Here is a 20,780-nt window from a genome sequence, read left to right as displayed (position 1 = left end):
GCCGCATGCTTTGTCGCAATGTCAGCTCTAACGGTTGTGACAGTGGCTATTTGGCATAAATGCACCCTTTTTATATGCTAACGGTTGCCAGAGCGCTTATTTGGACGTTTTCCACCGGGAATCGATCCATTTGCCGCTAATAACGCCTGTCACAACCGTTAGAATTACAAAGGTGCTTATTTTCATCAAATAGCCACGCTGACAACCGTTAGAAGTTTTGTTTAAGAAGAACAGACCGAAAAGTAGCTGCCCAGACTTTCTCGCGAAGAAAAAGGTGGCGCAGACATAAGCGTCTGCGCCACCCAGCCAACCCACTGCATCAAACTACCGCCTGCGACTCCACCGCCAGCATCTCCCGCAGAAACTTGCCGGTCAGGGAGCCTTCCGTGCGCGCTACTTCCTCCGGCGTGCCGGATGCGACGACCATGCCGCCTTTCTTGCCGCCTTCCGGACCCATGTCGATAACATGATCGGCCACCTTGATCAGATCCAGATGATGCTCGATCACCACGACGGTGTGACCCGCTTCCACAAGCTGATGAAGACAATCGATGAGCTTCTGAATATCTCTCAGATGCAGGCCGGTCGTCGGCTCATCAAGCACGTACAGGTTATGCGAGCCCCGTATTATCTTGCTTAGCTCCGTCGCCAGCTTGATCCGCTGCGCTTCGCCGCCGGACAGCGTGGTCGACGATTGCCCCAAGCGCAAATAGCCGAGCCCCAGCTGATGCAGCACCTTCAATTTATGCTGAATGTAAGACTGCTCCTCAAAGAACGGAACGGCTTCCTCGATGCTCATCTCCAGCACCTGCGCGATATTCTTCTCCTTGATCCGAACATCGAGCACTTCCTCGTTAAACCGCGCTCCCTTGCAAACAGGGCACACCGATTCCACATCCGGCATGAATTGGAGCGCCGTCGTCACGATGCCTTCGCCCTGGCAGTTCTCGCAGCGTCCGCCATTCTTCTGATTGAAGCTGAAATCGTTCTTCGCGAGCGACTTTCCCGCCGCGCTGGCAGCAGCCGCATACAGCTCGCGGATCTTATCGAAGAATCCGACGTACGTCGCCGGGTTCGAACGCGAGCTTCGACCGATCGGAGACTGGTCGATATTGATAATGCCCGTCAAATGCTCATGCCCGGTCAACTCGTCATGCTCCCCCGGAACAATGCGCGCATCCTGGAAGGTTGAATAAAGCTGCTTGCAGATGACCTCATTGATCAGTGTGCTTTTGCCCGAACCGGAGACACCTGTGATGCAGACCAACACCCCGAGCGGCACATCGATATCCACGTTGCGCAAATTGTTTGCCCTCGCGCCTCGAAGGGACAGCATCCGTCCGTCCGACTGACGGCGCACCGCCGGAACCTCGATTCTCCGCACTCCTGCCAGGAACGAGCCGGTGATGGAATCCGGATTCGACCGCAGCTGGTCCGCGGTACCCTCGGCGATAATACGGCCGCCGTTCAGCCCCGGCTCCGGTCCGACCTCAATGATATGGTCGGCGCTGCCGATCGTTTCGAGATCATGCTCGACTACGATAATCGTATTGCCGATATCGCGCAGCTTCTTGAGCGTGTCGATGATGCGAATGCTATCCCTCGCATGAAGTCCAATGCTCGGCTCGTCCAGCACGTACAGCATCCCCATCAGCCCCGAACTAATCTGCGTAGAAAGTCGGATACGCTGCGCTTCACCGCCCGATATCGTATCGGAACGGCGGCCAAGGCTCAGATAATCAAGGCCGATATCCAGCAGCAGATCGATCCTAGAATCGATCTCCGCGACAATCTGCTTGCCTACAACCACATGATTAGGCGCAAATGTAATGTTCTTCAAGAACATGCTCAGCTCAAGCAACGAGCTGTTGCACAGCTGATGCAGATCGGCATCGCCGACCTTCACGGCGAATCGCTGAGGCCGCAGCTTCCGTCCATCGCAATCCGGACAAGTATGCTCGACCATCACTCGCTTATAGAACTCATCATCGTTGACGGACTGCGCTTTGCGCTTTAAGTAGAGCTTGTACCACCAATTGATGGTATGCACCATCCCGCCGAAAGACATCATTTTGCCGGCATGGCGTTCTTGCGATTTCGTTGCGTCTTCTCCCGGAACGAAAGGAAATTTCTCTCCTTTCGACCCATACATCATGATGTTCTTGGCCGCCTCAGACAGCTCTCTATAAGGCGTATCCAAACTGAACCCATAGTGTATGGCCGCGCTGCGAACGATCGACCAATGCCAGGTTCCGGTGCTGGTGCCGAGCAGCTTCTGATCAATCGCTCCCTTATTGATGCTCTTGTCCGGGTTCTTCACCAGGAACCTAGGTTCGGCGCGCATGAACGTACCGAGTCCGCCGCAGGTCCGGCAAGCGCTAGCGGGATCGTTGAAGGAGAAATAACTCGACTGCAGCTCGCCCATCGTCAGATGATGCTCCGGGCAAGCAAAGCCCCGATAAAACTTATCTTCATCAACCTGCGCATCATCCGGCACATGAACGATCTCAAAGCGAATGAACCCTTCCCCCACCAGCTTTAAGCTGTTCTCGATCGTTTTGGCAAGCGCTTTGAAGGCGTCCGCTTGGACGATGACTTTATCGACGACGACCTCGATTCTGTACTCCGCTTCATCTTCCAGCTCAATCGGATCACCGAGACTATGCCTGGCGCCTTCGATACGAACTGTCCGAAAGCCTTTCGAACGAATCTCATCGAGCGTCGTTTCGTAGTTCTCGCCGAAGATTTTGTACACCGGTGCCAGCACCTCAAGCTCCGTCCCTTTCGGCAGCTGTTTAATATGATCGATCATCTGCTCCGCCGACCGGATCGGCACCGGATGCTCGCAGAATGGACAGCAAGCTTCGCCAACCGAAGCAAAGAGCAGCCGCATGAAGTCATAGATATCCGTCATCGTGCCGACAGTGGACCGAGGATTAACGATCCCCTTCTTCTGCTCAATGGCGATAACAGGGGATAAGCCGAATACGAAGTCGACATCGGGCTTCTTCAGCTGATTCATCCGGCTCTTGGCGAAGGTGGAGAGCGACTCCAGGAATCGGCGCTGCCCTTCCCCATAGATGACATCGAAGGCCAATGAAGATTTGCCCGAACCGCTGACCCCCGTAATGACCGTGAGCTTGTCCCGCGGAATATCGACATCGATATTCTTCAGGTTGTTCTGCCTTGCGCCGCGTACCTCGATAAACTTCTTCATTCGCGCTAGCCCCTCTCCCACTCCGGAAACTCGTCGCTCTCAACTAAATACGCCGGCTCAAGCAGCATGTTCCGGCTCTTCGGAGTGGCCTTGGTCTCCGATTCCATCTTCATCAGAAGGCCTCGCTCGGCGAGCCAATCGCATATCGCAGTCGCGGAACCGGTATCGGTCTCGATGACCGGCTTAAACTTCAAAACAATATCCGTAACGGTGCGAACATCCGCTTCTTCCTTCAAATATGCGAGCATCGGCCGGAAGATCCGCTCTGCCCTAGCGTTCAGATATCCATTGATCTGATCGATTGCAGATTGAACGCCGGCCTCCGTTACCGCGCCGAGCACCATCTCCGTGTAGACCACGCGGAAGAAGTCCGGGTTGTAGGCGAGCGCCTGTTTGACCGACTCCCGCATAGGCACATCCTCGTTCAGCAGCACCTCGATCTGCGACAAGACATCGACCATCTTAATAATCCAGAATGCACTGTAAACCGCGTCTTGTTTCACATACAGCCACTTCTCGGCCTTGGCCAGAAGCGCAAGCGAATAGCCCCCGAGCTGCTGCAGCTGAAGCTGCCTATCGCGCTCGCCGACAATCCGTATTTGTTCAAAATATTCCGTAATCGAAGCATCCTTCGTGAACAACAGCGTACTGCGATAAAGCATCGACTGCGAAATAGAGCCGCCCACGGATCGTTCGATCCAGCGTTTGAACTCATTGCGAGTCTGAATGCTGGCGTTAATAGGGACATCATTCTCCACAAAGCACATATAGCCCGAATTCAGCTTCTGATCATGCACGATCAGCTTTAAATCGATGTCCGATTTCTCCCATACTTGGTCGTACGATAAGCTGCCAAGCAGCACAGCCGCAATCACTTGATCGTCCTTCTTGACCTTCTCGATGAACTGGTTCAATGCTTCCCGAAACAGCGCTGTCGTTTGCTCGCCGAATTTCTGTAAGCCCACGTTCGTCCTCCTCCGAAGTCAGTACTAGAGTCACTCCTAAATCTTCCATAGATATACAAAATATCCCTTAGATTCATAGTTGTCAATATAGCATTATTTAATCATTTGCTAGAGTTACAAGTCAGAAAAAAACCGCCATGGCAGATTATTCTGCTACAGCGGCTTCCTTCCATCCTATTCTATCGCGCATACGCCTCGCGGTACTGCGCAGGCGTAAGCAGCGAATGCTTCTTGAAGACGCGCGTGAAATGCGCGGGCGAGCCAAACCCTACCTTGCGCGCGATTTCGTGAACCTTCAAGCGCGGCGACTCTTTCAGATACCGTTTGGCTCTCGTCAGCTTCGCTTCGGCGACGTAGTCGAACAACGCGCGGCCGGTCGTCTGCTTATATAATCGGCATAGATAGCTCGGATTGAAGTAGACCGTTTCGGCGAGCCGCGTTAACGACAGATCCTCGTCGAGATGCTGCTCGATGTAAACATGCAGGCTTTCCAGCCACCCGCCCTCATCCCGGCAGTCGGGACATTGCAGCAGCGCGCCCGCGAAGGCTCGCAAGTAATCGGCTGCCTGCCTCGCCGAGCTGTGCGCATCCCAGCGCAGCAGCGCATCCGCGTCCAGCGGCTCGAGATCCGCGAAGGAGATGCCGTTCTTGTGCATGAACGCCAGAAACTGAGCGGCCAGAATCATATATGCTTCCAGCCATACCTCTTTCTCCGTTTCCGGAATCGCGGCGAACAGCGAATCGAATTGCTTGAAGTACGCGCTGCGTTCGCCGCCTTCCAGGGAGGCCCGAAGGCTCTCCCCCTGTTTCAATAGATCGCCGAAGCTAATCGAGCTTGTTTGTCGCATAGCTAGCTGCAAACCTCCTTTGCCAGCCGGTACTCTCGCCTATTCCTTAACGGAACCCAGCATAATACCGGAGATGAAGAACCGCTGCAGGAACGGATAGACGAGCATGATCGGCAGCATGGAAGCGAAGATTTTGGCCGCCCCCAATGTCTTGTCGGATACGGATGCCAGCCGCTTCACGTCTTCAATCGATTTGATCAGCGTCGGATCGATCCGCACGACAATCTGCTGCATATAAGTCTGGAGAGGAATACTGTCCTCATGGTTGATGAAGATGAGACCGAGCATAAATTCATTCCACACGGTTACGATCAAGAACAGCGTCGTTGTCGCAAGTACCGGCATGGATAACGGCATGTAGATGCGGAACACCTTGAACCACGGACCTGCGCCATCCATCGCTGCCGACTCATCAAGCTCTTTGGGGATACTGCGGAAATAGTTCACGATCAAAATAACGTTAAAGACGTTAACCAGCATCGGGAGCACGAGCACCCAGAACGAGTTCATCAGTCCCATCTGGCGAATGACGAGGTAGAACGGAATCAATCCGCCGTTAAACATCATCGAGAAGATGAGCAGCCACATATAGACGTCGCGGAGCTTGAACTCTCTCTTCGAGCGGGACAGCGGATAAGCCATCAGCAAGGAAATGAAGAAGCTGATGAAACAAGTGACTCCGACCCGTTTGACTGAAATCCAAAACGATTGGAAGAAGACGCTGTCTTCAAATAATTTCGTATACGAATCTACGGTGAAGCCCTTCGGGAAAACAGTGACAAAGCCGGCCATCGCTTTCGCCGGTGAGCTGAAGGAAATCGCCAAGTTATGAATGATCGGGAACAAAGATGAGAACGAAACGAGCGCAAGAATGAGAATCAGAACCGCTTCTGCAACTTTTGTGCCCATCGTTTGACTGCGGACCATGCGGAATTCCTCCTTTTGCTAGAAAATGCGATAGTTGGCGAATCGACTGGCCAGCCCGTATGAAATGATGATCAGAATGAAGCTGACGCCCGATTTCAACAATCCAATGGCTGTTCCGACCTCATAATGCCCTTCCTCGATACCGGCCCTAAACACGTACGTGTCAATGATGTCCGAGGAATCGTACACCAGCGTGTTGTACAGATTGAATATTTGATCAAAGCCGGCATTCAGTACGTTTTGCAAACTGAGCGTGCCGACCAGAACGATCGTGGTTGCGATGCCCGGCAAGGTGACGTATTTCAGCTTCTGCATCCGAGTCGCGCCGTCAATATCGGCTGCTTCGTATAGCGAAGGATTAATACCCGTCAATGCCGCCAAATAGATAATCGTACCGAAGCCGAACTCTTTCCAGATATCGGAGCCGACAATGATGGTACGGAACCAGAAGTTGTCACCCATAAACATAATCTCGTTAATGCCGAACTTGCCGAGCAATTGGTTAACGATGCCGTCTACGGCGAAGAAATCTCTCAGAATACCCGCAAGCAGAACCCATGACAGGAAGTGCGGCAAATAGACGATGGTTTGAACCGTGCGCTTAAACCAATGGATGCGCAGTTCATTGAGCATGAGGGCGAATACGATAGGAATAAAGAAACCGAAAGCGATTTTCATCAGTGCGATGATAACGGTGTTTTTAAAAACGCGTAAGGCTACGGGCGTATCAAAGACAAAGGAATAGTTCTCCCACCCTGTCCATGGCGAACCCCAAATTCCTTTAGTCGGAATAAAATGTTTGAACGCCAGCACAATGCCGCCCATAGGCCAGATCGTAAATAATAAGACAAGTAACATGCCGGGGAGCAGCATCAGGTTAAAATGGATTTGCTCAGACCATTTGCGGCGCACTCGCATTACCTCCGCTTCAGATATCATTCGTAATGAACAGAAGGACGCAAGACACTGCCTCGCGTCCTTCCGGAATTCAAGTTCAAGTTATTTGCTTAATGCCTCATTGATTTCTTTCAAGATATCGTCTCCGCCTTGTGCTTTCCAATCCGCAACGAATTGATCAAACTCGGCGTCTGCATCAGCTTTGCCCATGATGATGCGGTGGTAGGCCTTCATCTGCAGCTCGTTAAGCGCCGTCAGCTTCTTCTCCATCGTCGGCGTTTGGCCGTCGAACGCGGAGTAGACAATGTTGGACTCCAGCTTAGCTGCGGAACCCATTGCATCATACCAGCTGCGCGTATTTTGCCATTGCAGCACGTTTTTGCTTGCCGGCTGCGTTTGCAGCTCGTCAATGAACTTCTTAATATTCTGGAACGCATCGTTGTTCTTGAACGGAAGCGTTGCCGGATCCTTCTCGCCGTTTACGGCAGCTACGATATCTTTCGCTTGGTTGAGGATATCGTCGGTGCGAATGATGGTCATGCCGCCCCATACGGTTGCTTTCTCATTGGCGTCTTTATACTTTTCTTGCGTCGTTTTGATCCACCACTCGGTATCGTCGTTTTCGTTGACGATGTTCAGCCATTTCATTGGCAGCTCCGGATATTTGAAGCCTTTCTTAACGACCATAACGGAACCGGATGTATTTGTAGCGCCCATGTTCAGCTTGCCATTTGTTTTTGCAGGAATCGCATATGGCTTCCAATCCGCATCAGGAGCGTTCTGCAGCGTCATGAACAGCGGGTACCATACGCCCCACCATGCTTGACCGACGATGCCTGCGCGTCCGCTTGCCAGAACCTCTTGCAGCTGCCCTGTATCTTTAAGCGCGAAGTCCTTCTCGATCAGACCTTCTTTGTAGAAGTTCGCGATGAGCTTCAAGCTGTCTTTAATTTGCGGTTGGATACCGCCGTATACGACTTGATCGGAAGCATCTTTATAGAACAGGCGAGGGAAAGCTTCGAATTGGTCGAAAATGTAGCCCGGACCGAACAATCCGTCTGTTTCCGTTTGCATCTGCATCGCCATCGGTACCGTTGTGCCATTGCCTGCCGGATCTTTTTCTTTGAACGCTTTGGCGATTGCCTCAACGTCTTCGATCGTCTTCGGCTCAGCCAGGTTCAGCTTCTTGCGCCAGTCGTCGCGAACCCAAACAAAGTTGAAGTTTTCCAAGCCAGCTTGGCTCGGAATGCCGTAGAGCTTGCCATCGACTTTGTACAGGTCAAGTCCGCGGTTGTCTGCGGAAGCGTAGGCTTCCTTGATAGCCGGGGAAGCGTATTGCTCATACACGGTCGACAAATCCTCGATCATGTCCGCTTCAACGAGACGTTTCACAGTGGATTGTACTTCCGTGATGTTTTTACCGACGATTTGGAAGACATCCGGAATGTCGTTTCCGCCGATGGAGAGATCGAGCTTCTTCTTGTAAGCGTCACCATCTTGCGGCGCCATCCACACAAACTTAGGCTTCGCATTCAGCTTCTCTTCCATGAATTTGTTGAAGACGTTCTCTTCATACGATTCGCCTTCAGGGAACTTCGGGTTGTTCATTGTCGGTCTAATCGTTGTAAATTCAACCAGCTCCGGGTACTTGCCGAATGGATCCGCCGCAACCTCCGGTTCGGCTGCCGGTTCTGTTGTCTCTGTTGTTTCAGCTGCTGTATTATTGGTTTTGTTGCCTTCCGCTGTGTTGGCTGCGTTGTTGTTACCGCCATTGTTGCTGCATGCGCTTGCAAAAACCATAAGTCCAAGCAAACTCAAACTTGCCCACTTTTTGACCATGCTGTCAAAAGCCCCTCTCTATGACAATGAGTATTGTGTTGATTCGATTCCAATCATAACGTGTTTTCGTTAGGGGATTAGATGGAAAAAACGCATCTCCTGACTGAACTTTGTCAGAACATGCGTCCTTCATCGTACAATTTTCACTGGTCGGAAGACATTTTTCGCTTCCTCGTCTTACTTGCCCACGGGTGGCCAGTGCATAAACTCATCCAACGCTGCTTCTTCCTCGCGGTAAGCACGCGGTGATCGGCCTGTTTCCTGGCGGAACAGCTTGCGGAAATACGATTCATCGGCGAAGCCGCATTTGGCCGCGATCTCCTGAATCGCCTGGCTGCTGTGAACGAGCAGCCGCTTAGCCTGATCCATGCGCAGCATGCGCATGAAATCGTTATAGGTCGCGCCGGTTGTCCGCTTGAAGCAGTCGCTGAAATAACCGCGGCTGAGATGCACCTCCGCAGCAGCCTCCTCCTGCGTAATGCCTTGATCCAATCGCAGCAGCGACCATTCGATCGACTGAATCATTCTCGCCGTAATATCTTTATCTATACCGCTCTGATCCAGAATAGCCCGGAGCGAACGACGAAGCCGGTGCAGGAAACTCTGCCACTGCGCCCAGGTCTGCAAGCCGCCGAGCTCCTGCAGCAGCTCTTCCCGTTCCGTCCATCTGAGCATGCTTCTCCACGCCCAAACCGTCTGATGGATCATGCCGCACAGCTTGTTCGGATCAGGCCGTTGCTCGGCAATTTGCTCGAGGAACGTTTGGAACGCTTCATCCTGAAACAGCCATTCGAAATGCCGCCAGCTTCTGATCCAATCCTCACGGACCGGCTTGGTTTCCCACAGCAGCAAATCCTGCATGGAATCATGCACGGCTGCAGCCGACAAGGTCGTTGCCATCACGTAGAAGGAGTGACGCTTAATATAGGTATCCAGCACCGACTTGAGCCGGCTCCGATCCTTCACGCCAACTTGATGCAGGCAGAATACCGCCCAGCGCGCAGCCAATCCCGCCTGCGCCTCCCCTTCCGGCTGAAACGCAAGTTCCTCCGTAAACCAGGCATTCCCTTGCAGCTGGACAAGCGGTTTGTCATTCAAGCCGGGCTGCGCGTACAGCTCCTGCACTTTGCAGTCGGCATGAAGCGCGAGCAGCAAGGTTACCGAAGAATGCGCTGAAGCCGGTGCCGGCTGCGAGCGGGAAGCTTTCTCTTCTCGATCCGCGAGCAGCCGCTCGGCAATGCGGCCGAACAACCGGTCGAGCTTCTCGTCGTCGAGCTCCGTCTTCACGATATAATCAATCGCGCCAAGCCGCAGCGCGTCCTGTACATATTGAAAATCCTGATGGCAAGTAAGGATCGCCGTTTCCGTATTCGGAAACCGCTCCTTCACGATTCGCATCAGCTCGAAGCCCGACATCCCCGGCATCGATAAATCGGTGACGAGCAGATCGACCTGCTCATGTTCCATCCAAGCCAGTGCCTTCTCTCCGCCTTCAAAGTCGGCGGCAACCTCCATCCCATGCTTCTGCCATGGAAGAATATGAATAAGTCCTTTGCGTACGATATGTTCGTCATCGACCAGTATGGCACGGATCATGGCTGCTCGCCTCCCTTCCCTGTCCGAATTTCAATTGTAATTGCGGTCCCTTCGCCAAGCTTGCTTTCAATTCGCAGTCCGGAGCTCTCTCCATAGTAGGCCTGAATTAACCGATGCACGAAGCTTAAGCCAATGCCCATGCCGACCGAGCGTGAATCCGGATGTTTCTCTTCCAGCAGCGACTGCAGCCGTTCCTCCGACATGCCTTCCCCGTTATCCGATACGCACATCGTAATCCCTCCCCCCGGGTGAGGTTCAATCCGAACGCTGATCGTGCCGTCTTGGTTGCGGAAGCCGTGATAAATCGCATTCTCGACGAGCGGCTGCAGCACGAACCGCGGGATCAGGACATCCAGCGTCGACGGATCCACATCCATTTGCACTTCAAACTGGTGGCTGTAACGGATGCTCTGGAGCGCCATATAGTCGTTGATATTATCGACTTCCTCCTGCACGCGCACATGAGTCCCTTCCTTGCCCAGATTGTAGTGCAGAATGCGGGTGAAATGAGTGATGAGCTTCACGATCTCATTTTGCTTATTCATCTTCGCAATGACTTGTACCGTATTCAGCGTATTATGGATAAAATGCGGGTTGATCTGATGCCGCAGCTTCTCGACCTCCACGTTGCTCCTGGCCTTCTCCCGACGTTCGATTTCCTTCAGCAGATCGAATACACGCTCTTTCATCGCATAGAATCGGCCCAGCACCTCGTCGAACTCGCGAAGCCGCAGCCATTTCTGCGGACGATACGACGGATTATCTCCTACCCACTCAATCTCGCGGCGGAATACATGAAGCGGTCTGTATACCGTCCGCCAACAGATGTAGGCAAGCAGCAAGCTGAGGAGCAGCGTAAACAAACCGACGGTGACGAATTTGCCAAGCCAGGAGTTGATTTCCTTCTGAAAGGCATCGCCCTTCATAATAACGGCGATCTTCCAGCCCTGCTCGCTGGATGCAATGAAACGCAGATCATCAGAGGTTTTATCCTCCATCTTGAACTGCGTATGCAGTGGAAAGTTCGTGCGATCTTCGCTAAATACGATCTGATTCTTGGCATCAAGGAGCAGGTGCTTAACGGGCTCGCCATACTGCACGTTCTCAAACAAACGCTTCAAGGTGTTGAAGTTGCTTTCGGTATACACATAGAACGAGGAGTTCGTATCGAAATCATTCACTTTGCGGACGATGGAAAACACTTCGGTATTGTCGTTGTTGTACTTGTCCGTCGAACGATGCGGCGCGAAGTACGAGACACCGTTCGCTTCCAGCAGCAGCGGATTATCAAACATCGTGATCTTGTCCATGATGGGATAACTCTGAATAAAAGCATGGTTATCCTTCGCATCGACCAGCGCAAGCACTCCGGCGTACGGACTGGTGTAATTGATAAGCGACATCCGATCCTGAACGAGCAGCAAAATATCGGTTTTGCGAATCTGATCATCGGTCGTTAAATACTCTTGAATGCGCGAGGTAATCGTTTTGTCCAGTGCGAGCTGTTGAGAGGCGAAATTCATATTTTTTAAAATATTATCGAGGCTCACAAGCTCCTTCTTCACATTCTCGTTGATGCCGTGCTTCAGCTTGTTCTCCATAAAGGAATGAAACGAATAATACGACATGCTCCCGATTAATGCCAAGGGCACAACGGAGCTGAGCAGCAGGATGACAATCATGCGGCCTTTAATGGAATCTCGCAGCAGCGACAGCATAGGATGACCTCGTTTTCTATTGGGAGTGACTCTTGCAGTTGAAGTTGTATTCCAGTTTATCAGAGAAATCCGTCTTTTTGTAAGCACTTTTTTTTCCTGTTGTGGAATTGGACGTTGAATGTGAGCACAAAAAAAAACCGGGCTTCCGTCGAAACGGAAATCCGGTCTGGCTAGTCTTGTAAACTCAGAAGCGCGCCAATGGCGCCGCTGTACTCGCCATTCTCGATGAATAGCGGAGTAGCGCCGCGCAGCCTGGTGTACCCTTCGACCACCTTTTTAAGGAGATCGTTCTGGATAAACGAAGAACCTACGAAAATAATCGAGGCACTGTCGTATGACGTGGCCGCCAGCACGCTGGCCGTTGCCACAGTCTCTCCGACAAGCCCCACTACGGAAGCGAGCAGCTCTTCCTTGGACAACGTATCCGAAGCCGCCAAAGCGAAGACTCGTCCGAAATTGCTTGCCGTCAAATCCCCCGGTATCGGAGGCTCCGCGCCTTGATAGATATGTTTGACCTTCAAGTCGATTCGGTCGCGATCTCCCGCTGCCGCAAGCTGTATAAGCTCATGATAATCGGTGACCCCGGTTAATACCTGAGACAGCCCCATGAGCGTTCCGCCGCCGACACCGGTTCCGCCAAGCCGCTTCTGGCCGCTATGGTCGAAATAATGAATCGACGTGCCTGTTCCCACGTTGGTCAGGATGTGCGCTTCCTCGGTTACCCCTGATTGCCGAAGCAGATAACGAACCCCATTGCATGTCGCTTCAAACTCAACCATCCCAAGCGAAGGTCGACCCAGCATGGACTGCAACAGGCTTGCTTTTCCGCCCGTTATGCCGATCTCCGCCTCGTCGCCGAAAGCTTGAATCCATTTCACGGCTTGCTCTGGCTGCAAGGCCGGAAATGTTTTAAACGAGATGGACTCGCCTTGATTATAAGTATAAGCCAGTTTGATTAATGTGCCGCCCGCATCGACACCGATTTTCACCATGTTGCAGACACTTCGCTTTCTTCGATCAGACTTACTCTATTGCTTTATTCCATTGAACTCCGGACCCGATAATGGTCATGGTCGGATGCAGCGATTCCGCTACGAAGTCCTCCACTCCCGGAACGAATACGACCGCAACCAATTTCCGCCCAGGATCGACGGTGAACATCGACCAGCCATATCCATGGTGGGAGAAGGTTTGCGCCGACATCGTGCCAATCCGCTCGCCATCCAAGAACAGTCCGAGTCCTTCGGTTGTCATTTGCCGAACGAATTGTTCGCCCAGGATGCGTGTTCCCGCATATACGCCGTTGTTCAAGAGCATCTCGCCCATCTTCCGTATATCGTCCAAAGTAGATAATAACCCGCCGCAAGCCATTGGTACAGTCCCATTGCGAAAAAGCGGCGAATCCAGCCAGTCGGCTTCTCGCGGAAACACAAGCGAAACGAGCGGTTCATGCGCTGGCGGAAGCCGGAATGCAGTCATCGTCATTCCTAGCGGTATAAAGATTTGTTCCTCTATATATTGTTCAAAGGACTTACCGGAAACCTGCGCAATTATGAGCCCGAGCAGCACAAAACCTACGTTAGAATAGCTAAATTCGCTGCCCGGTTCAGTCGGCAGGGCTCTCTCGGTCAGTCGGCCGATCCAATCCGGCGTCTCGTAGTTATTGCTTAAGATATCGTCCGCTTGCAAGCCCGAGCGATGCGTCAGCAGATGATGCAGCGTGATTTCATTGAACCTCTCGGCTCCGAACGCAGGAAAATAGCGGGCTGCCTTGTCCTCCAGCGTCACCTTCCCTAGCTCGACCAGTTGAAGCAGCGCAATTGCCGTGATGGTTTTCACGATCGATTGGACGGGTCTGATCGCGTTAACGCTGAACGGTTTTGCTTTTGCCCCGTCTGCCGCTCCCAATGCTTCCTTCGCCACAACTTCGCCGTCCAGCGATACAACGAAACTTGCGCCTTGCAGCCGTCCTTGATCAATTAGCGTCTGAAGATGCTCCTTTAATGAATGAATAACGTCTGCGTTGTACCGTCCTGTCCGGGTCTCTGCCATTATTATCACGCCTCCATCAACTATTCCCATTCTATCCTCATACATTCGTGGGCAGCATGAAATATCCTTTGCACGACGAAAACCCATGAACATTGTCCATGGGTTTGGCCCGGCTACTGCTAAATCGTTACTGCCGGAAAAGCTTCTAAGATGCGCTCGTAAAGCTGAACGGCATCCTCCATCACGTCGAATTGATCCGTTTGCAAGTATTCGATGGAGAAGCCGCCTTGATAACCGCGCTGCTTCAATTCTTCCAGAACCCGGTGAAAATCGACTTCACCTGTACCGAAGCGAACCTGCATCTGATCCTTTGCCGCATCCCGCAAATGGACGTGGGCTGCCCGTTCCAGGAATACAAACGTATCTTCGAGCGGCACCCCTTGCATCACAAAATGCGTCGGGTCGTAGACGATCGGCATGTCCGGCATGCGCTCCATAAGTCGCAAGCATTGCTCCATCGTCTCAAATGGACTGTTCACGTGAAACTCCAGCGCCATCCGGATGCCTGCTGCATGTGCGATTTCCAGCTGCTCTCGGAGCGAGGCGATGCAATCGTCCAGCACCTCTTCCCAAGGACGGGAACGATCGGGCTGCCGCGGCTGAATCGCCGCGATGTTGATTTGGAGTGCCTTCATCCACTGCATTAGTCCGGCCGTTTCCGCCTTTCTGCGGGATACGGCTTCGGGCGAACGGTCATGAAGCTGCGGGGATACGCCGCTGTTGGTAGCTACGGGCTTCAAGTTATATTGGGCCAGCAGCTGCTTGGATCGGCTAATTTGTTCCGCTTGTTCTTGTTCGGTTGCAAGCTTGCTCGTATGGACGTGAACCCAGCCGTCGATAGTGAGAATATCCACGTAGCGAAAGCCTGCTGATGAGATGGACGCTAATGCTTCTTCAAAGGCAGAGCCGCAGCGAACGGAGGTGGAACAAGCAATGATGCTCATGGCGCCGTCACCGCGCCTTCCAGCATCAGATCCAGCGGGAATCGGTCTTGCTGAAGCGGCAGCTCGATTCTGCGTCCAAGTCTCGCGGACTCGTATGCGGCCATGACGACCTCCATTACATGGATCGCAATGGATGCTGCAAGCGGATGAGGTGTCCCCGTATGCATCGAAATCGCCAACTGACGGAACACGCCCGGCAGTCCATCGTTGAAGCTGTCAGGCGCGTCCAGCTCGGCAGCGCGGAAGCCTCCGGCCTGTGCATCTTGAATTTGCAACTGCGGGTTCGCGCTATCGCCGGCACGCCACAGGCGACCTTGATCGCCGATCGCCTCGATGTCTTGGTAGTCGCTGCCCGGCAGTCTCGCATCGCCTGTCAGAAATTCTGCGCGCAGTCCGCTTTCGAATTCGAGCGTCACCATCATGCCGCTTTCTACCGCATGCCCGTACCTGCGGCCGGTAAAGATCGCATAATCGTATTGATCCGGCAAGCCCGGCTCTACGTCTTGTCTGAACATGGCGGCAAGCACCCATTTTACTTTCTCATCGCCCGTAAGACTGAGCAGAATATCTACGCTATGGGTGCCATCGCTTAAGAAATCGCCCGCACAAGTGGCACGCAGCAGGCGCGGCTTGCCGATTGCCCCCTCTTGCATTAATCTGCGCATCGTTATGAATGGCGCGGACATGCGGCGTTGGTGACCTATTATGAGCAAGGTATTGGCAGCTTCGCATACTTCCATCATTTTGCGAGCATCCCCCATGTTTACGGCCATCGGCTTCTCGCAGTAGACGGCTTTCACACCTGCTTCCGCAGCCATAATGGTAAGACGCGCGTGAGAACCTGTCGGTGTTGCGATGATTGCAACGTCCGGCTGCACTTCTTGCAGCATATGGGCGAAGTCGGTATATATCGCAGCAGTGCCGCCTGATTGGGCAGCAGCGTCGCGAGCCGTGTCCGCGTTCAGGTCGCATAAGCCAACAAGCTCAAACTCGGGCAGCGAGGCGATCGCCTTCGCATGGTTCAATCCCATTCGGCAGCCGATAATGACTGCGCGCAATTTAGCTTCATTCATTGCAAAATCTCTCCTTTGGCGATAGGTTCAAGCGATTGGATGAATCGAAGGGAGCGCTCCAGACACAGCTGGGGATCCATATCCGTTGGGCTGATCATCTCGACTTCCATGACCAGCTTATCCTTCAGCGGCGCATGCTTCATAAGGAGCTCATAGCATTCACGCAGCGGTACATCGCCGTCGCCAAGCGCAGCGCCTTTCACCTCGAATTGAAGCGGATAGACGTCCGTACGCGGACCCACGATGTGATCTTTGAAATGCGTGCCAATCGTGTACGGCGCTGCCAGCTCAAAAGCAGGAAGCGGACGTTCCCCGATGAGATACGTATTTCCAGTATCCAAATAGATGTAAAGCTGCTTGGTCGCTTGGCACAGCTGCACCAAGTCCGCGATGTAGTAGTCGCCGTGATTTTCCACGCTTAGCGGAGCGCCGAGCTCCGAGCAAACAGCCGCGATAGGCGCCATCGCTTCCGAAATCCGAGCCAGCTTGTCTTCGAGCGGCATCACACGGTCAAACCGATGGCCGGCTCGCATCCCCGTCGTTACAATCTGACCTCGCATAAGCGGCAGGCACAATCGCAATTGCTCCGCGATGCGCTCCGTCTCCCGTTCTCGCTCATCTTTGCCGGCGTTTAAGTAGTTAAAGCCGATATGGGGCGTCAGCTGCAGCCCATGTTTCGTCAACTCTTCGCCTATGTGATCGCGGCGTGCCTCGTCCATGGCTGCCATTTCTCTCAAGTCTATGCCGGTCGTGACAAGCCCATGCCGCTTCAAAAAATCCAGTTTCCCCAGCACCGAATCGTCGCCCTGCCGAATAAAACCGTGGTACCACACGAGCGCATATCCCCATGTTAACGGCCGGCGTGCCCCTCCTCCGCTCGACCAATTTGAACTGCTGCCATCATCGAAAACCATTGTAGCCCCTCATCCCTTCCGTCCTGAACTTCAGCCGTATGCGACAAAATTAGCCTTTGTCTTGATTGTAGCAACTGCCCCGCCGCGGTACTATGCGTCAATATTGACATCCGTTGCTTTTCATTTACTTATGACGGCTGTCGAGCGTCGGAGATGTCTACTCACAGCTTTCAAACTAACCTAATTCCACCTGCATCAGCTCCCGAGAATCGCAAAACCCGACTCTCAGCTGCTAAACCCCGCTATCCCGTTGCTGAGAGTCGGAAAAACCTACTCTCAGCTCTCAAACCAACCTGATTCCACCAGCATCAGCAGCTGAGAATCGCAAAACCCGACTCTCAGCTGCTAAACTCTGCTATTTCGTTGCTGAGAGTCGGAAAAACCTACTCTCAGCTCTCAAACTAACCTAATCCCCATTTCCCATCTCTGTAAGCGGTATATCCGCTTACAGTAAACAAAACCCGCCAAAGTACACTCCATTAGCGGAATAGCCGCTTAAAGCATCAGCCAAGTGGTCGAAGCTACTGAAACAATCTAGTTAGTTGGAAGTAATAGCGAATTTCGGCGCTCGAGGGCGGGGGTGCGGGTGCGGGTGCGGGTTCGGGGTGCAACACAGACAAACGGGCAAGCCAACCGTAACCGGTTAACTTGCCCGTCCCATGCCGTCATGGCATTCCGTTCCCCAGGCCGGACATTCCGTTCCGTCCCTTCTTATCCCATACCATTAGCGTCTATCTCCCTACACCTACAAGCTACCTTGCGTTAACGCACGTACTCGAGCAATCTCGCGAGCGCGACTGCCGCTTCCGCGCGGGTGACCTTCGCCTGCGGCTTGAACTTGCCGCCGCCGTCTGCCGACAAGAGGCCGGTTGCGATTGCAGCCTCCACCGCAGGCAGCGCCTTGGCCGTCACTTGCTTCGCATCCTTCAGCGCCACCGCTTCAGGGTGCTTCACCTTCCGGCCCGTGCCAGCCTCATAGACCTGCACCAGCTGCACGGCCAGCTGCTCGCGAGTGACAGCGCCATCGCCTAAATCCGCTGCCTTATACTCGGCAAGCGCTGTGACCGAACGCGACTGCACGTATGTTGCCAAGCGATTCAACATCCCTTCGAGCTCGCCGCCGGTAAGCAGCCGCTTCGGCAGGAAGTTGCCATTCTCGCCTGTCACAATATGAGCGGCATACAGCGATTTCACTGCTTCATAGGCGAAGTGTGACTTCGCCACATCGCTAAACGGCTGCACATCGGTGCCAAGCAATGACGTCAGCGCCTCATATTTTGGCGTGTCCAGATTGTCGAGGATATCCTCAGATGCGCCCCACATGCCGTAACGGTTGTAACCGCTCGTCAACGTGAAGTACATGAACATGTCGCCGTTCTGATCCAGGAAGTTGTTGCCGACGTCATATTTGACGAGATCGCCCATACGCTCCGAACGATGCGCGGCAATGCGGTTCTCCACGTTGATCGTACTGCCGCCGCCGGAGTCCGGTCCGCCCTCATAGGTGTAAGACTTAAGACCATATTGATCTGCCAAACCAATCAGTTCCTGCTTCGTTTCATCCGGGCTGCTGAACCGTTTGCTGTCTTCCTGCATCGCCGTCAGCACTTCCGTTGTCGATGCCGCATCGCTTGCCGCGCTCGAATTAAAGTACGGCGCGCTGGCAATCGCATAGAAATAGTTCTTCGGATCACCGTATGTTTGGCTAACCCAGTTCAGCATATCCTCGTACTGATCCGGAATGATCGCAAACCAGCTGAGCACCGGTCTAACCCGCGTATTCAGCGCGTCTTCGCCGAAGACGGTCTGGAACTGCTGACCGATCTCGATCAACCGCTGCGCAATCCGGTGGCGCGTCCATGAACGCTTCTGCGGCGTATAATCGCCATCGTTCGGATCGTCAAAATACGACTGCATCGTATGCTTACTCAGCGCCGATCCCTCTTTGGCCCCTTCGGCAATAGCCGCGGCTTTGTTGTACGCCTGCTGCGTGAACAGATCGTTCCACACTTCATTGGAATACTCCACATAAATTTTAATACCCGGATTCAGCTTCGCTTTCAGCAGTGACGCGAGCGACTTCACATAGTCATCGCTTGCCGCAACCGGGATGTTGATCCAAATATCCTTCCCCGTTTGGTTTGCTAACGCAATGATATACTCCCAAGCTACGCCATGCGTCCCATCTTGCAGCAGCTGCGTAGCGTCTGTCGTCAGCTTGCGGTCGCTCCACTCCGTAACCGCCGGATAAGCCGGGTTGTTATTGTTGGTGCTCAGCCAGTCCATGAAACGAAGCGTGCCAAACGGCTGAAGCGCCTGCAGAAACTCCTTCGTGAACGTATCGCCTGCAGAATAACCCGGACGCATGAGCTTCACATCGCTCACGCCGCCGTTTGTCTTCGTGAAAGTCATATACAGCAAGCCGCTGCCTTTAGCCAATACGATATCTGCCGTCGTCGTGTTCGACTTCTTGTCATACTTCTGATTCTCTACCTTAAACGGACTCGAGGCATCCATATTGCCAAGCACCGCTTGCCCTTTGAACGACAGCTTATACACGCCGCTAATATCCGGGAATTGCTTCGTTGGATCATCGATATCGTTCAACCATGCCGCAACCGGGCGATGGTCGAAGAATACGGTCGCCGCATCCTCCGTCGGCCAGCCATTGGCATCCGCCTTTACGCCTTCGCTGCCGTCTGCCTTCACCCATTGGCGCAACGTTTTGGCCGCATCGGCGAATTCGTATCCACGCCCGCCAAGCCCTTCCAAGCCTACGCCGATTTGACCCGGGTAGAGCTCCTTCGTCAGCGCGGGAAGCGGTGTTACCGTGTGCAGATTAAGCGTATTCGTTGCAAAAGAAGTCTGATCGCCCTTAGCTGCTACAACCTTAAAGTTGTACACGCCTCCGGCCTCAAGCCCCTCCACCGTAAACGAAGTATTCGCCGTATCCCCGACGGCTTTATCATCCTGATACACCGTATACTTCACGGCCGGATTCCCTTTCGGCTTCTCCCACACGAGGTCGACTGCGGTTTCCGAATTGTCTGTAGCATGCAGGAAAGCCGGCGCAATGGCCTCTTTCTTCACATCCTCCGCACTTGAAACCTTCTCCAGCACCACATCATCGAGATAGAAATCCGCGCTCGACCACTTCACGAGCGTTAGATTCGAATTCGAGGTAGGCATCAGCTCAGAAGGTGCGGTAAATATCGTTTCGACATAGTGATACTCCCCATCATTCTCCGTAAAATCCAGCTGCTTCGAGAAGCTCTTGCCAAGCGTCAGCTTCAAATTACCGCCTGCATCCCCATTCACAAACTTGTACCACGCGCCAAAACGATAAGTCCGATTCGGTTCAAGCGCACCGAAATCAAGTCCGGTGATGCCGAAGCCGGCTGGGATTTTCAAAGCCTGCTCTTTCCCATGTGGAGCTTCCTTGCCGATATTAATATTGACCCAGTTCGGCCAATCAATGGCACCGCTTTCAAAATCGCCGTTAGGTACAAGATTGTTACCGTAAACTACGCCGTCCGTCGAGGGAACCACAGCATCAGCCGCGAACGAATTCATAGGTGCAAGCATCATCATGGCCATCGCGAAAGCGCCTATTCGCTTCTTCATCTCATCTTTCCTCTCTGATTAGTTTTTCCTCAAGCTTACATTTCCTACTAATTGTACAATCGCGACATGAGCGTTACTATTGCATCCTATTGACTTTCCTTGCTATCCATTAACCTCTTCCTGCGCAGCAAAGCAAAGCAAAGCAAACAAGCCGACACCCTTTAGG

General features: G+C 53.1%; 14 protein-coding genes. All 14 read right to left on the bottom strand.

Annotation, left to right across the window (positions count from 1 at the left end; translation table 11 throughout):
* Window positions 1–319 precede the first annotated feature (319 nt).
* The 14 genes from uvrA to BM412_RS22395 all read right to left on the bottom strand — a co-directional run bounded on the left by uvrA (window position 320) and on the right by BM412_RS22395 (window position 20,614).
* Window positions 320–3,217, bottom strand: a complete 2,898-nt coding sequence (gene uvrA, locus BM412_RS22460) for an excinuclease ABC subunit UvrA (RefSeq protein WP_091223462.1) — start codon at window positions 3,215–3,217, stop codon at window positions 320–322.
* Between the two features lie 5 nt (window positions 3,218–3,222).
* The gene (locus BM412_RS22455) at window positions 3,223–4,182 is read right to left on the bottom strand and encodes a hypothetical protein (RefSeq protein ID WP_091223460.1); all 960 of its coding nucleotides are present in this window, start codon (window positions 4,180–4,182) and stop codon (window positions 3,223–3,225) included.
* 179 nt (window positions 4,183–4,361) lie between these two features.
* Entirely contained in the window at window positions 4,362–5,030 is a 669-nt protein-coding gene (locus BM412_RS22450; protein WP_091223458.1) for a helix-turn-helix transcriptional regulator, read from the bottom strand.
* A 39-nt stretch (window positions 5,031–5,069) separates the two neighbouring features.
* The gene (locus tag BM412_RS22445) at window positions 5,070–5,957 is read right to left on the bottom strand and encodes a carbohydrate ABC transporter permease (RefSeq protein WP_091223456.1); all 888 of its coding nucleotides are present in this window, start codon (window positions 5,955–5,957) and stop codon (window positions 5,070–5,072) included.
* A gap of 18 nt (window positions 5,958–5,975) precedes the next feature.
* Window positions 5,976–6,875 (bottom strand): ABC transporter permease, encoded by a 900-nt coding sequence (locus tag BM412_RS22440; protein WP_091223454.1) that lies wholly within the window; start codon window positions 6,873–6,875, stop codon window positions 5,976–5,978.
* Window positions 6,876–6,956: 81 nt separating this feature from the next.
* The gene (locus BM412_RS22435; RefSeq protein WP_091223452.1) at window positions 6,957–8,693 is read right to left on the bottom strand and encodes a type 2 periplasmic-binding domain-containing protein; all 1,737 of its coding nucleotides are present in this window, start codon (window positions 8,691–8,693) and stop codon (window positions 6,957–6,959) included.
* Window positions 8,694–8,870: 177 nt separating this feature from the next.
* Window positions 8,871–10,289, bottom strand: a complete 1,419-nt coding sequence (locus BM412_RS22430) for a response regulator (protein ID WP_091223449.1) — start codon at window positions 10,287–10,289, stop codon at window positions 8,871–8,873.
* Window positions 10,286–12,007, bottom strand: a complete 1,722-nt coding sequence (locus tag BM412_RS22425) for a sensor histidine kinase (protein ID WP_091223447.1) — start codon at window positions 12,005–12,007, stop codon at window positions 10,286–10,288. The genes BM412_RS22430 and BM412_RS22425 overlap by 4 nt, the downstream gene beginning before the upstream one ends.
* A gap of 170 nt (window positions 12,008–12,177) precedes the next feature.
* Entirely contained in the window at window positions 12,178–12,999 is an 822-nt protein-coding gene (gene coaW, locus BM412_RS22420; protein WP_256256523.1) for a type II pantothenate kinase, read from the bottom strand.
* Window positions 13,000–13,030: 31 nt separating this feature from the next.
* Window positions 13,031–14,059, bottom strand: coding sequence for a serine hydrolase domain-containing protein (locus tag BM412_RS22415; RefSeq protein ID WP_177246014.1), 1,029 nt, complete (start codon window positions 14,057–14,059; stop codon window positions 13,031–13,033).
* 119 nt (window positions 14,060–14,178) lie between these two features.
* The gene (locus BM412_RS22410; protein ID WP_091223444.1) at window positions 14,179–15,003 is read right to left on the bottom strand and encodes a sugar phosphate isomerase/epimerase family protein; all 825 of its coding nucleotides are present in this window, start codon (window positions 15,001–15,003) and stop codon (window positions 14,179–14,181) included.
* Window positions 15,000–16,076 (bottom strand): Gfo/Idh/MocA family protein, encoded by a 1,077-nt coding sequence (locus BM412_RS22405; protein ID WP_091223442.1) that lies wholly within the window; start codon window positions 16,074–16,076, stop codon window positions 15,000–15,002. The genes BM412_RS22410 and BM412_RS22405 overlap by 4 nt, the downstream gene beginning before the upstream one ends.
* On the bottom strand, window positions 16,073–16,990 hold the full coding sequence (locus BM412_RS22400; protein ID WP_091223441.1) for a sugar phosphate isomerase/epimerase family protein: 918 nt from the start codon (window positions 16,988–16,990) through the stop codon (window positions 16,073–16,075). The genes BM412_RS22405 and BM412_RS22400 overlap by 4 nt, the downstream gene beginning before the upstream one ends.
* A 762-nt stretch (window positions 16,991–17,752) precedes the next feature.
* Entirely contained in the window at window positions 17,753–20,614 is a 2,862-nt protein-coding gene (locus BM412_RS22395; protein ID WP_091223439.1) for an S-layer homology domain-containing protein, read from the bottom strand.
* Window positions 20,615–20,780: the final 166 nt, after the last annotated feature.

The sequence above is a fragment of the Paenibacillus sp. BC26 genome (genome assembly GCF_900116125.1).
Taxonomy (GTDB): domain Bacteria; phylum Bacillota; class Bacilli; order Paenibacillales; family Paenibacillaceae; genus Paenibacillus_Z; species Paenibacillus_Z lignilyticus.
Note: the sequence above shows the minus strand (reverse complement) of the source record. Positions and strands in the feature narration are given on the sequence as shown.

Coding starts and splice junctions, on each gene's coding strand:
- uvrA (WP_091223462.1), bottom strand. CDS start 3,217: ATGAAGAAGTTTATCGAGGTACGCGGCGCAAGGCAGAACAACCTGAAG.
- BM412_RS22450 (WP_091223458.1), bottom strand. CDS start 5,030: ATGCGACAAACAAGCTCGATTAGCTTCGGCGATCTATTGAAACAGGGG.
- BM412_RS22445 (WP_091223456.1), bottom strand. CDS start 5,957: ATGGTCCGCAGTCAAACGATGGGCACAAAAGTTGCAGAAGCGGTTCTG.
- BM412_RS22440 (WP_091223454.1), bottom strand. CDS start 6,875: ATGCGAGTGCGCCGCAAATGGTCTGAGCAAATCCATTTTAACCTGATG.
- BM412_RS22435 (WP_091223452.1), bottom strand. CDS start 8,693: ATGGTCAAAAAGTGGGCAAGTTTGAGTTTGCTTGGACTTATGGTTTTT.
- BM412_RS22430 (WP_091223449.1), bottom strand. CDS start 10,289: ATGATCCGTGCCATACTGGTCGATGACGAACATATCGTACGCAAAGGA.
- BM412_RS22425 (WP_091223447.1), bottom strand. CDS start 12,007: ATGCTGTCGCTGCTGCGAGATTCCATTAAAGGCCGCATGATTGTCATC.
- coaW (WP_256256523.1), bottom strand. CDS start 12,999: ATGGTGAAAATCGGTGTCGATGCGGGCGGCACATTAATCAAACTGGCT.
- BM412_RS22415 (WP_177246014.1), bottom strand. CDS start 14,059: ATGGCAGAGACCCGGACAGGACGGTACAACGCAGACGTTATTCATTCA.
- BM412_RS22410 (WP_091223444.1), bottom strand. CDS start 15,003: ATGAGCATCATTGCTTGTTCCACCTCCGTTCGCTGCGGCTCTGCCTTT.
- BM412_RS22405 (WP_091223442.1), bottom strand. CDS start 16,076: ATGAATGAAGCTAAATTGCGCGCAGTCATTATCGGCTGCCGAATGGGA.
- BM412_RS22400 (WP_091223441.1), bottom strand. CDS start 16,990: ATGGTTTTCGATGATGGCAGCAGTTCAAATTGGTCGAGCGGAGGAGGG.
- BM412_RS22395 (WP_091223439.1), bottom strand. CDS start 20,614: ATGAAGAAGCGAATAGGCGCTTTCGCGATGGCCATGATGATGCTTGCA.